Below are 12,902 nucleotides of genomic sequence, written 5' to 3'. Positions count from 1 at the left end.
AAAGAATAAATTAGCTTAGTCCGTGTTCTTTAATAGCTGCTTCAATATTGTCAAATACTGGAGCGCTCATTGCAGGAATACGGAACAAGATTGGTCCAGCTTCGATTACTGGAATACCTGGTTCAAAACCAAGATCTGTTGCAGCGATTGGAGTAAAGATATCGTAACCTTTCATAAGGTCTTCGTTCACATCTTTAACCATGACTGCATCACAGTGAACGTCATACCCACGGCTTGAAAGTTCTTCTTCTAGAGCACTTTTAATTTGGTGACTTGAGTTAACACCTGCACCGCAGGCAGCAAGAATTTTAATCATTAGGATTTCCTCCGATTTAATAATTTTAATGTACGATTTAAGCTGTTGCTTCAGAAATGTAAGTGTAGAGAGCTTCTGGTTCAGAAATTTTTGCCAGATCTTCTAAGTGACCATTTCCAGTAAAGAAGTCCATCAACTGAGCAAGAATATTGGTTTGACTCGAACTTGAATTGTTAATGATAAAGAAGAGTAGGGATACTGCTACTTCCTTATCAGGAGCAATCATATTGTGAAAAGTTACTGGTTTTTCTAGTCGAACAACCACCACTTTCTCAGCTAGATTATGAACAATATCTGTATGAGGAATCGCTACATTTGGCAAATCCTTACCCAGAAATTCCATATCTAAGCCAGTTGGAAATGACTTTTCACGCGTGATCAAGGCTTCACGATAAGTTGGAGTTACAATTTCTCGTTCTTCCAACAGGGTTGCTACCTGATCAAAGAGTTGTTCTTGATTATCCGCTTCTAAGCAAAACACGAGGTCTTTGTCAAAGAAATGATCTAATCCCATAACATTTTCCCTTCTTTCAATTAACTTTTATGCTATAAGTATAACACTATATGAAATCGTTGTCAATAATTTTTTGTTTTATTTTGTTCATTTTTTTGTAATTTTTGTTTCATTTAAAGAATACAATCAATATCAAACATTCTTGTTATGAAATACACAAAAAAAAAGAAGGCCCAAGCCTTCTTCTCTTTCCTTACTTAATAGTAGATAAAATCTCTTCTAACTTATGGTAATCTTTTACACTATCAATTTCATAGATGCTATTTCCCTCTAATTCTTCGACATAGACATCTAATTCTTTGATATTATCCTTAACCATGTTGTCCCAGTAGAGATCAACAAATTCACCACTTTCGTAAGCTTTGTCAATAAAGCCAACAATCTTCTCAGCAGTTGGTGCATCCCAGAATGAAACTCCGCTCAAAATGCGACCAGCCTTGCTGTCAACAATAATGTCTTGAACCTTGTAGTCATCACCGTAAACCAAGAACCACTCGTTGGTACAGTCTTCACGATAAACGCTAAAATAGGTAGAACGTTTAAGATCGTTTCGAAACATATTTTTGAAAAGATAGTTATCTGCATCGATAACATAGCTGTTAGCCAAATCTTCTTTTACTAAATAAAGTGAGTAAAAGTTATTGTAATCAGCATACTTGTCGTTAAAGACCAAACGGACACCATATTTTCCTTTTAGGTAGTCAAATTGTTCTTTGAGATAGCCGACAACAATGATAATCTCATCAATTCCTCGCTCTTTCAAAAATTCAATTTGGTATTCTACCAAAGGTTTTTGGTTGACCTTAACCAAGGCTTTAGGGGTATTTTCAGTCATAGGGCGCAGACGAGTTCCCAACCCCGCTGCCAAGATAATTGCTTTCACGCTATTCTCCTTTATTCTTTAATAATAATATAAACACCAGCCATGACAACAAGCGATGTAATAATGGTCACCATATCGAGTGGTGTACCTAAAAGCATTGCTGAGAACAATACTGTCCATACGACATAGCTTACGTTCAATCCAGTTGCTTTTGCAGGTTGTAAACGGTTGATAGCAATATAGTAAGCTAAGTATGAAATCATATTACATGCTGCAAAGACTAACATCAAGCCGAGCAATTGCCCATCTGCTACTTCTGCAAATGAATGATGAGAAAAGAGGACAATGATAAGGTAGGACAAGAATGAGGTTACTTGGCGGATTAATAAGGCTTCAATTTCACTTAAATCACTTTCCATAGCATAGGAGCTGAGAACACTTTCACTCCCCCAGGCAATGGCACAAACTAATGCACAGAGAATTCCAATATAAAATGAATTAACCTGCTCAACTTTGTAAGTCTGGGCAATAATACCAGCAATAATCAACAAAATACCAAACACAGTATTCTTAGACACCTTGTGTTTCAAAATGAAGAAGGCTAGCAAAACTGAAACTGCTGGGTAAATAGCTGATACAGATGAAGCTAGAGAACTACCGATATATTTAACCGCATAAAGATTGGCCTGCATACCTATAGGTCCAGCTAGCAAGGCTCCGATAATAACACTGACATTTCGAATATTTAGAAAGATTGACAAGCGAACCTTCCCTTCTCTAATCAAGAGAAAAGCTAATAAAATAAAGATACTCAAAAAGTCATGTGCTGCTGCCACCACAAAGGGTGATAGATTGGTAAAAATTGAAAAGATATAAGCACTGATTGTTAGGCCTAATCCCCAGAAGATACCTGAGAGAAGACCGAAAGAAACACCATTTTTATTCTTCATCCTAACCTCCATAATAAGTCAAACCGTCAACAGCTCTTTGGTAACGACTCACACCATAATCTCCAAAGTCAGCACCTTGAGCCTCTTTGTACACTGTCCACAAACTCCAGATGGTATCTTGCAAAATTTTATAGATTCGAATCTTTTCACGAGATACTGGAGTTTTATCACTCTCATAATAAGCAAGGAAATCTTCTTCTTCCTGATTTGTAAAGTCAGACTCCAAAAAGAGAGCTGCCAAGTCCCACATTGGATCATTCATAGAAGAGTATTCCCAGTCAATCAAATACAAGCGACCTTGAGGTGACTCGATAAAGTTTTCTGGAACCAAATCGATATGACAAGACTTTCTGTCAACACCCAAATCAGCCAATCTTTTCTCTAGCAAGAATACTTCTTTTCTCACAACTTCATAGTTGGCGTAAGGGATATTTCCCTCAATCAGGGCTTCATATTTTTTGATTTCTTCAAAAGGTGCAAATTCCCCTCTTAGTTCTTTGCCTGATGCATGAATGGTCTGTAGAATCGGTGCAATCTTTTCAAATTTGGTCTTAATTGAAGTGGAATCAAGCGTTGTTGCAGAATCAATGTACTCATTTACCTTGATTCCTGACTCAATATCAAAAAGATAATTCTTGACATCGAGATTCAAATCTTTCAACAATTCAAGATTGTATTTTTCATCTTGACGATTGATGAGTTTTTCAGTCCCTTTACCAAAAAATTTCACAATATACTGTTTGTTGGTTGTTTTAACCAAATAGTTTTGGTTGGTCATGCCTCCCAACTGTTCAACGCTGAGGACTTCCTCTTCATCAGATAGTAAAGAAGAAATTTTTTCTTTGATGAGTTTCTCCACAATTAACCTCCATCTTCTACACTTCCCACTTAAATACTGTTTTAAAAGCAGTATTAAGGTCTGTAGCAAAGACACGGTGAATGTCCTTGATTTCTCTCACGGGTTCTTCAACATAAAGGATATTCTTCAGACGATTCGCAAACTTTTTGACTTCCATCATTTGAATAGCCTTCTCAAAATCGACGCGTCCTGAACGAGATGAGCCTACTAATAACAATCCTTTTTCCAAAGCATCTCGCGTATTGATATTAACCTTGTACTCGCTCACTCCCATCATGAGAATGGTTCCCTGAGGTCGAATGTAACGAATCAAATCATTGATAGCTGGGCCTGTACCATCACCACCACAACACTCAAATCCATGATCAAAGGTCAAATCTTCTGGAATATTATCAGTAATGTAGCACTCTTTTGCAAAAGAGAAGAGCTCCAATTTTTCCCAATGGCGACCAATTACGATAATCTCTGCTTCTGGTAGAGTGTAATTGATAATATTGGCAACCACAAAAGCCAAACTACCATCTCCAATAACAGTGATTCGCTCCCGTTTGCTGTGGGCAAGATTTAAGAAACGATCCATGGCATGCATACCCACACTCACAAACTCGGTAATGGCAGCAACTGTGTCCTCAATGTCATTATAAGACACAACACGATCTTTTGGTAGAGAGACAAATTCTCTCATAAAGCCATCATAACCACTAGATAGAAAGTAGGTTCCAGTCATGTAGTTTTCGTAGAACTCTTTGTCGCTCTGCATCGGCGGTTGATTTGGAATCATAACTACCTTTTGACCGACTTCATAAGTCCCAGTTGGATCTGAAATAACAGTTCCACAAGACTCGTGAATCATAGCCATAGGAAGTTTTTTAGCCAATATCTTTGGATCACGCTTCCCTTGATAGTAACGTTGATCCGCATGACAAACCGCCATATAATTTGGACGAATCAGGATATGATTCTCCTGATCAATGTCCTCTTCTTGGTATTTTACATTGATAAATTTTGATTTGGTCAGTTGATAAATTTGATTAATCATAGCCTTAGTCTTTCTCAATCATGCTTTTCGCGATTTTCAAGTCCGTCACAGTTGTGATTTTAAGGTTTGAATATTCCCCTTTAGCTAGGGCAACGTCTTTCCCTTTGATAACAAAAATCTTACATGCATCCGTCAGGATTTCCTTTTCTTGATCAGATAGGGAACCATACAAATCCATGAAATCCTTGCAGCGGAAGGTTTGAGGTGTTTGACCTTGATAAAGGTGAGCACGATTTGGAATATCCGTGATAAACTGACCATTGGTACTTTCAACAATGGTATCAACCGCTTCTACTACTGTGTCAACCGCATCATGATTTTGGGCGAGTTTGATATTGTCCTGAATCATGCGAAGCGTGATGAAGGGACGAACTGAGTCGTGGGTAATCACAATATCTTCTGGAGTAATTGGACGGTAGGCATCAATGGCTTCTATAATCTTCTCGATACTAGCATTGCGATCAGCACCACCCTTGGTAATGATGATGCGGTCCTTGTGGAGAGAAAGATACTTTTCAACCAAGTCCTCAGCATGAGACACCCAATCTCCATGAACTCCAACCACAACTTTTTCAATACTTGGTTCTAAGACAAATTTTTCAATTGTGTGGATCAAAATAGGTCGATCACCCAACTCCAAGAATTGTTTTGGTAAATTACTGATTCCCATGCGTGTGCCAGTTCCTCCGGCTAGGATTCCTGCATAGATCATTTATATTCTCCTTTGTTTATTCTAAAAAACTCATTACTATCTATTATATCACAATCTATCTTTATCATGAAGAAAAGATAGAGCGCCATTTAGCCGAGTTAACTCACTATTTTGACCAAAAAGTGAACAATAGCAGCTAAATCTGAAAAGTTCATAACAAATTAAGAAAGAAAAATAGATTATCCTCTATATTCTCCGTTTAACGTTCGGTTAATATACAGTTCTTTAGAATATAATACAAACCTTAAAGAAAACTTAAACACATTTTTCAGAGTACAAAAATAAGCTAGGAAACTGTTCAAATTTGTCTCGATAGCTACAGTTCCTAACTTTCTTGTTTTTATGTATGATGACGGAATAGTTTACTTTTCCTGATCTTGGTCACCAGCTCCTTTAACTGCCTTTTTAAATTCAGACAGCATTTTACCAATTGATTCACCCAATTCTGGTAAACGTTTTGGTCCAAATATTAAGAGTGCACCTAGAACAATGATAATCAATCCTGGAGCACCGATATCACGTAAGATTCCCATTCTTTTCTCCTTTCATTTTTTTCTTTATTATCCTCTTGCTAATTACAATGCTAAGCTCATAGAGCGAGATTAAAGGGATTGTCATGGCTAGATCGCTAATAAAATCAGCTGGTGTCAAAATAACAGCGAGTACCAATAAAATAAAGTAGGCATAACGTCTATAGGTAACTAAGAGCCCTGGTCCAATCAAGCCGATCGATGTTAAAAAAGCGATGATGACTGGCAATTCAAAGATGAATGCCAAAGGGATAGTTGTTTGAAAAACAAAGTCTAAGTAGTTCTGCGCTGTTAATTGAGTTTCAAATAGTCCTTCCCCAAGTCCTAAAAGCACTTGAAGTAAGGCAGGCGTTACAAAGTAGAATCCAAAGGCTAGTCCAAGTAGAAAGCAAATAAAACTAGCTGGAATATAGGTAAAGATTGCTCTTGCTTCTTCGATTTTCAACCCTGGTTTGACAAAACTCCATATCTGATAAACTGTAAAAGGAAGCGTAATAGTAAAGGACATTAGGCTCGCTAAGCGAAAATAAATCCACAAAATATCATTTGGACCTAATACAATCAACTTTTGATTAAAGGACTGAGTTAGATAGTAGTAAAGCTGATCTGCAAACAATAAAGCTCCACAGAAAACTATAAAAAAGCAGGCTATAACAACAATGAATCTCTTTCTAAATTCTACCAGATGTTCAATAATTGTCAATTCTTTTGTATCCATCTACTTTTCACCCTGTCTCAATGTGACAGCCAAAACAATTATCAAAAAGACTAGCTGACTTCCTAAACCTTCCCAACTTGGATAGATACCCAATAGGTCGATAGTAGGGAAACCTGGCAATAAGTGGTTAGGTGCCATATTGGTCAGCTGGAGAGCATGTAGGCTAACACCTAGCATCTTGAAGGCAAGAGCATAAATCATCCACGTCAGTAGGAAGAAGACCTTATGAGGTAGGAAGAATTGACTGGCCTTGTTCATCAGAAATGCAATAATCAGCAAGACTAACAAAGCTAGAGAAATTCCTAGGATAAACTCAAAACGAGATATTCTCGGTAAAATTCCTACGTAAAAAAGAATGGTCTCTGCCCCTTCACGAAAAACAGCTAGAAAACTTAGAGCAAACATGGAAATGAATGAACCTGTCTTGGTCACCGTTTTCATCTGGGAATCCATAAAATCATTCCATTTTTTGACCGAGGATTTACTGTGAAGCCAGATTCCGATCAAAATCATCATCACTACCGCAAAAATCCCAACAACTCCTTCGATGATTTCACGATTAGCCCCCGATGTTACAGCAGGAAAGGCAATTTGGAGTATAAATGCAATCACTAGACTCGCAGCTATTCCTGATAGTGCTCCACCATATACCCACTTGAGTCCTTTGCGCATCTTGGCTGCTTTTAGAGTTGTGACCAAGGCCATGACGATTAAGAGAGCCTCTACCCCTTCTCTCAGGAGAATGAGCATAGCATCAAAGGCATTGTAACGTGCGCTGGTATTAATTTGTGATAAATCTGCAATCAGTTTTTCTAATTTTTCTTGATATTCCTTCTCACTTCCCTTGACCATAATCACAGGGCTTTCACTTTCAACTCGTGTATAGAGGGAAGGATTGGTAGTGCTAACAGAACCCTCAATCGTTGGCCAGATAGTGATGAATTCCTTCATACTAACTGCTCCTGATGCTTGGTCACCAGCTTGGAATTGTTCCAAAGCCTTCTTCAAAAGGGCAATACCGTCTTTGAGACTTAAATCAGAAGATGCTTCTGCGACTTCTTTTCCAGTTACAAAATCATCAATAGCCTTTTTTAAGTCCTCAAAGGAAGTCTGGATGGAGTTAAAATCAGTAGGCTCAGTTTCTATGCTACTACGCAAGAAGGAGATAGCTGTTTCAACACGTCCATAATGGGCCGTACTATTGTCACGAACAACACTTTCATTGATGGTCCAAGTGGAATTCATCTTTTTATAGGCTTCTCGAATTTGCTCTATGTCTTTGGAAGAAATTGCTTTATCCAAAGTCTCAAAACGTGGTTTTAGTCGACTGACAAGTTTTTCTTTCTCCTCATTCAGATCTATTGGATTTTGTTCTTTTTCAAAAGCTAGAAGGGCAGAAGAGATTTGTGTCAGATTTTCTTCACTAATCTCTCCTGACAGAGCAAGTTTCTCTTTGACAACCTTTCCAGCATCCGAATCAGCATGTTCTACTGTTTCAAAATCCGTCGCCATTTCTCTAACTAGAGCCTTAGCTTGTTCCTGATTTCCATTTTTTATAGCCTGAGAGGCATCCGTAATCTTTACAAAATAAGAACTTAAACTTTCCTTAGCACTAACAGGAAAGATAGCTAACAAGAGAAAAGACAAAGTCAAGAAACAAATACTAGTCTTCCAATAATTTCTGACCAATATAGCCTCCTTTCTCTACTCCACCAAAGCAGGCAAAAAGACCACTACCGATGTGGGTTACATACTCATTCATCTTGTCTGTAGCTCCGAGGTTGGTTTGAACCTTGACAAAATGATCTGGATCCTTTTGGAAAGAAATAAAGAGTAAACCTGTGTCAAATTGTCCAGTCTTTTCATCAATGCCATCTGAGTATGAATAGGATCGTCGTAAGAGTGGCTTCTCTACCTCTTTGGCTAATCGAACATGCGAATCATCTGGTAAAAGACTTAAATCTACTTCATCAAATTCATTCTTCTTACCAAAGGGAGCCCCACTTTCCTTGTAGCGACCAAAGGTATTTTCTTGCTCTTCAAGATTGGTTCGATCCCAAGTATCGAGAAACATCTGGATGCGGCGAACGGCCATATAGGATCCATTTTCCATCCAGTCCTTGCTATCAGCCCAGACAACTCGGTCAAAATCCTTCTCTTTAGTTACATTAGCAGTTCCATCCTTGAAACCAAAAAGGTTACGCGGTGTCTCAAGACGATCTCCGATAGCAGCGAAACCAGATTGGCTCCAACGGAGGGTCACCGCATTTCTCCCTTTACGGATAAGGTTACGAATAGCATGAAAAGCAACTTGCTCGTCATCTGCACAGGCTTGGATAACAATATCTCCCCCAGTATATTTTTCACGTAGTTGCTCTTTTGGGAAGGGAGGTAAATCCTTAAAAAGTTGAGGACGTTTTTGCTCTAATTTCATCTTTTTCAGGAAACTAGCAGATACACCAAAAGTCAGCGTTAAACGATGAGGATTTAGCCCCACGGTTTCTCCAGTGTCACTAGGTGGCAAGAGGGCATTCTGACCATCTTTTTTAACCAATTCCCCCTCGACCAACTTGGCACTATAATCCGTCCAATCCTTGAACAACTGGATAATCTTATCCTTATCTGTCGTATGCAAGTCCAAAACGACAAAATAGATATTTTTTTGCATGGGCGTACTAATCCCAGCTTGATGCTTTCCATAAAAAGCAATTTTTTCATTTCCGTACGAGATTTTTTCTTGCTTGTCTAACCTAGGTGCTAAAAAAGCGGAGGCACCGGAGAGACCTAGTGCTAGTCCAGCACCTCCAATACCCGCTTTTTTTAGAAATTCTCGACGGTCCATTTTTTTCTCAAAAAAATTTTCGTCTTTCTTTGTCATACTACTTATTCTCCATCAAGAAACTTGCCCATTTGTGATAGAGGTTCACCAAGTTTTGTCACGGCTTCAGCCAATTCCTTGGTGTCTTCTTTTGTTAAGTCTGTATAAAGTTTGTAGTGCTCCTTGTCTGTCATATGTTTGTCCAACAAGCTATTAACAGATTTGAAATCTGCTTCCAATTCTTTAACTAAATCAGCATCTGATTTTTCTAGTAAAGGTTTAAAGAGTTGGAAAATCTTCTCAGCACCTTCAATATTGGCACGGAAGTCATACAAGTCTGTATGAGAATAAATTTCTTCTTCACCTGTAATCTTGCTTGTCGCTACTTCATTAAGCAAGTCAACTGCTCCAGTCAACATAACCTTGTAGTCCACATCCACAGTTGCAATCTTAGCCTTCAATTCTTTGATATCATTGACTAGTTGATCGCCATAACTTTCAGTTCCTTTAGTTGTATTTTCTTCCCAAAGGATACGCTCGATACGGTGGAAACCTGACCAACCTTCCTCTGTCTTGTTTTCGTCCATATAGTCTGCTAAACGGAAATCAATCTTGACATCTGACTCACCAAAACTTTCGGCAATCGGTTCTGAACGCTCATAAGACATACGAATCAGTGGATAAACCTTCTTAGCCTCTTCTAATTTGCCTTCTTTCAACAGTTTGACAAAGCCTTCCGTATCTGTCAAAAGTTTATCAATTTGCTCTTGTACAAAAGTCTTATAGTCAGCAGTAGCCTTATCAAGCATTTTTTGCTTGTCTTCAGACAAGGCTGTTACCTTAGAGGAATCACTTGTGTTGCTTGGCTTAGATTGATTATTAGCACAAGCAGTCAATAGCAAGGCTGAAGATAAAAGAACGAAACCTAGTTTTTTCATTGTATACTCCTATTGGTTCAGAAGACCTGAATTTATTTTACGTTTCATTATATCATGTCTTCTCTCATTTTTCAATAAATTGTCAGAAAATTTAATGATTCAAAAATTAACTATTATTAGACTTTTAATCCTAAAATTGTTAAAATAAAAAGGAAAATAATTATAAAAGGAAACTGTAAACCGCTATGATGAATATGCAAAAATTGAACATACTGTTTTTAATTTTTGTAAACATCAAAAAGGTTGATTTAAAAGGATTTTAAGTCCTTAGGATTTTTTATCCAACACTACTATTCACGCAAACAAGACAAAATCTTGGCAAAAAAATACAGTAGCAAAGAGTACAACAAACTACCACTCATTCTGGGCGGTAGTTTTCTTTTCGTCTAAAATAGAGATAAAAAGATAGGTGGTAGCCTTATGCGTTATGGTTATGTACGAGTATCCACTAAGGAGCAAAATATCGATAGACAAATGTCTGCTTTGGCATTAGAAAATATCCCCCAAAATCAAATTTTTATAGATAGGGCCTCTGGAAAAAATTTTGACAGGACGGAATACCAAAAATTGCTAACAGTCCTACAAGCAGATGATGAGATAGTTATTAAATCAATTGATAGACTCGGACGGAACTACGATGACATTTTAGAACAATGGCAGTTACTCACCAAGACAAAAAAGGTACATATCAGCGTTTTAGATTTTCCACTCTTAAATACTAAAAATACCAGCGATACAATCACTGGTAAACTAATTTCTGATTTGGTTTTACAAGTTCTATCCTATGTGTCGCAAATAGAAAGAGAGCAAATCAAGCAAAGACAACTAGAAGGAATTCGAGAAGCTCAAAAAAGAGGGAAGCAGTTCGGAAGACCGAAGATAAATGTTCCACCAAATTTTTATGATTTAGCAAAAAAATACAGACAAAAAGAAATAACTATTCGTGAAGGAGCAGAAATCTTAGGAGTTTCAAAAAGTACTTTTCATAATTGGCTAAAAAACTATAGTTTTTGTCAAAAAATGTAGGAAATTTTGGACAACTAGTATCTCACCATTTTTAATTCAAAATAATGAAAAATTTAGTATTTTGATGGGTTATATCTTCTTTATTCATTCTATCAATTTTGTCCATAAAAGTCTACATTATTGGACAAGGGATTTCTTCAAAAATAATAGGAGGTCTCTTTTAATGAAGACAAAATCTGCAATTAACCTTTTTGCAACTGCCATTCTTGCAATTGCAACGATTGGTTCTAACACCATTTACGCGGACGCTCAAATCAATCGAGATACTGCAAATGATTCAGTCGAGATTATTTCAGATCCATACAAAACTTATGAAGAAGCTGATAAAGCGCTCAATGACGTCAAGGATAAATATCTTGAAGAGTACGGAAGTTATCGTGCTGGAGTAGTACCAACAGAAGACTTGAAAAATTACGAAGTCTATGCAATCATCAGAAAAGTTTCATTGGATGAGACTGCTGAGAAGACGGTTCAAAACGTAGCTAAAGCCCTATCTAATTCTAAATCTACTGAACCTGTAAAGCCAGTGGAAGAGGAAAAACCTGTTACTCCTACTAAACCTGCGGAAGAGGTCAAACCTGAAACTCCTGCTAAACCTGTGGAAGAGGTCAAACCTGAAACTCCTGCTAAGCCTGTAGAAGATATTAAACCTGAAACTCCTACTAAACCTGCAGAAGAGGTAAAACCTGTTACCCCAGCTAAACCTGCGGAAGATACCAAACCTGTTACTCCTACTAAACCTGTAGAAGATATTAAACCTGAAACTCCTACTAAACCTGTAGAAGATATTAAGCCTGAAACTCCTACTAAACCTGCGGAAGATACCAAACCTGTAACACCTACTAACCCAGCAGATGAAGGAAAAACTTCTAATGACATCCAAGAAATTAAAGGTAAATTTACTGAGATAAAAACAACCTCTACAGGGTTAACATTTAAAGCGAAATTACCTGAAGCGGCTCCCCATGCTGGCCCGGTTCTTCCAAATATTCAAGCAACTTTAACAGATAAAGCAACAGGAAAAGAAGTTGCTAAAACTAGTGTCGTATTAGAAGGCTTGTCAGAAGAATTTAAAAAATCGGATGCTTTGTTATATTCTAACCTACTTGAAGGGACTATTTTTGAGCCATCACTTACCTCAGGAAACTACATTCTAACAGTTGAAGGGACTACAGGACCAACTTACGGACAAAATACTGATAAAAGAAAACGCCATTTTGTCTTTAGCACAGAGGTTACATTAACAGGAGAGGGTAATGCAACAACAACTACTCAACCTGAAAAACCAAAAGACAGTACTACAAAACCTAAGTCAGACCATACAACAAACAACGTTAATAACAATCAACAGCCAAACAATGACAAAAATAAACAAAGTACTAACAATAACACTGGCAAGCAAGATAAAAATGAATTAAGCACTAATAAAAATAGTGATACGAAGGCAGACAAACAAAATTCTGATAATACGCTATCACAAGAAAAACAACAAGCTACCAGCACTTCTACAACTAAACCAGAAAACAATAAAAACAACGATAAAAAGACTTTACCAAACACAGGTGAATCAAGATCTACTCTTGGAATTATCGGTACTGTCCTTTCAATTACTGTATTAGGATTTATCGTAAAACGTAAACGTGGGTAAGGAGGTACAAA

General features: G+C 37.5%; 14 protein-coding genes. 2 read left to right on the top strand and 12 right to left on the bottom strand.

All coding sequences use genetic code 11. The features are described from left to right. Positions 1-10: 10 nt before the first annotated feature. The 12 genes from HMPREF8571_RS06880 to efeO all read right to left on the bottom strand — a co-directional run bounded on the left by HMPREF8571_RS06880 (position 11) and on the right by efeO (position 10,217). Positions 11-316, bottom strand: a complete 306-nt coding sequence (locus HMPREF8571_RS06880; RefSeq protein ID WP_000590577.1) for a PTS sugar transporter subunit IIB — start codon at positions 314-316, stop codon at positions 11-13. Between the two features lie 37 nt (positions 317-353). Next, positions 354-830, bottom strand: coding sequence for a PTS sugar transporter subunit IIA (locus tag HMPREF8571_RS06875; protein ID WP_000521966.1), 477 nt, complete (start codon positions 828-830; stop codon positions 354-356). A gap of 193 nt (positions 831-1,023) precedes the next feature. Continuing rightward, positions 1,024-1,713, bottom strand: coding sequence for a sugar phosphate nucleotidyltransferase (locus tag HMPREF8571_RS06870; protein ID WP_000643955.1), 690 nt, complete (start codon positions 1,711-1,713; stop codon positions 1,024-1,026). 11 nt (positions 1,714-1,724) lie between these two features. Beyond that, positions 1,725-2,603, bottom strand: a complete 879-nt coding sequence (locus tag HMPREF8571_RS06865; protein WP_000791833.1) for a DMT family transporter — start codon at positions 2,601-2,603, stop codon at positions 1,725-1,727. A 1-nt stretch (position 2,604) separates the two neighbouring features. After that, positions 2,605-3,462: a phosphotransferase family protein gene (locus HMPREF8571_RS06860; protein ID WP_000413081.1), complete on the bottom strand. Its 858-nt coding sequence runs from the start codon at positions 3,460-3,462 to the stop codon at positions 2,605-2,607. 16 nt (positions 3,463-3,478) lie between these two features. Beyond that, complete coding sequence (locus HMPREF8571_RS06855) at positions 3,479-4,501, bottom strand: ribitol-5-phosphate dehydrogenase (RefSeq protein WP_000609921.1); 1,023 nt, start codon at positions 4,499-4,501, stop codon at positions 3,479-3,481. A gap of 4 nt (positions 4,502-4,505) precedes the next feature. After that, positions 4,506-5,213 (bottom strand): 2-C-methyl-D-erythritol 4-phosphate cytidylyltransferase, encoded by a 708-nt coding sequence (locus HMPREF8571_RS06850; RefSeq protein WP_000638522.1) that lies wholly within the window; start codon positions 5,211-5,213, stop codon positions 4,506-4,508. 362 nt (positions 5,214-5,575) lie between these two features. Continuing rightward, a complete protein-coding gene (locus HMPREF8571_RS06845) occupies positions 5,576-5,746 on the bottom strand; it encodes a twin-arginine translocase TatA/TatE family subunit (RefSeq protein ID WP_000512108.1) in 171 nt (56 codons plus the stop codon). Beyond that, entirely contained in the window at positions 5,730-6,461 is a 732-nt protein-coding gene (gene tatC, locus HMPREF8571_RS06840) for a twin-arginine translocase subunit TatC (protein ID WP_000379847.1), read from the bottom strand. Before tatC ends, HMPREF8571_RS06845 begins: the two co-directional genes overlap by 17 nt. Beyond that, positions 6,462-8,150: an FTR1 family protein gene (locus HMPREF8571_RS06835; RefSeq protein WP_000252112.1), complete on the bottom strand. Its 1,689-nt coding sequence runs from the start codon at positions 8,148-8,150 to the stop codon at positions 6,462-6,464. Beyond that, positions 8,125-9,339, bottom strand: coding sequence for an iron uptake transporter deferrochelatase/peroxidase subunit (gene efeB, locus HMPREF8571_RS06830; protein WP_000161918.1), 1,215 nt, complete (start codon positions 9,337-9,339; stop codon positions 8,125-8,127). Before efeB ends, HMPREF8571_RS06835 begins: the two co-directional genes overlap by 26 nt. Positions 9,340-9,344: 5 nt before the next feature. Then, positions 9,345-10,217: an iron uptake system protein EfeO gene (gene efeO, locus HMPREF8571_RS06825; RefSeq protein ID WP_000732984.1), complete on the bottom strand. Its 873-nt coding sequence runs from the start codon at positions 10,215-10,217 to the stop codon at positions 9,345-9,347. Positions 10,218-10,637: 420 nt separating this feature from the next. On the opposite strand from efeO, the gene HMPREF8571_RS06820 reads away from it, so the two are divergent. Both HMPREF8571_RS06820 and HMPREF8571_RS06815 read left to right on the top strand, forming a co-directional pair. Further along, positions 10,638-11,243: a recombinase family protein gene (locus HMPREF8571_RS06820; protein WP_001268840.1), complete on the top strand. Its 606-nt coding sequence runs from the start codon at positions 10,638-10,640 to the stop codon at positions 11,241-11,243. 163 nt (positions 11,244-11,406) lie between these two features. After that, positions 11,407-12,891 (top strand): LPXTG cell wall anchor domain-containing protein, encoded by a 1,485-nt coding sequence (locus tag HMPREF8571_RS06815; RefSeq protein ID WP_000851064.1) that lies wholly within the window; start codon positions 11,407-11,409, stop codon positions 12,889-12,891. Positions 12,892-12,902 lie beyond the last annotated feature (11 nt).

Source organism: Streptococcus mitis ATCC 6249, assembly GCF_000146585.1.
In the GTDB taxonomy this organism is placed as follows: Bacteria; Bacillota; Bacilli; order Lactobacillales; family Streptococcaceae; genus Streptococcus; species Streptococcus mitis_AZ.
The sequence above is the reverse complement of the archived record's forward strand: the minus strand, read 5'-3'. Positions and strand labels throughout refer to the sequence as shown.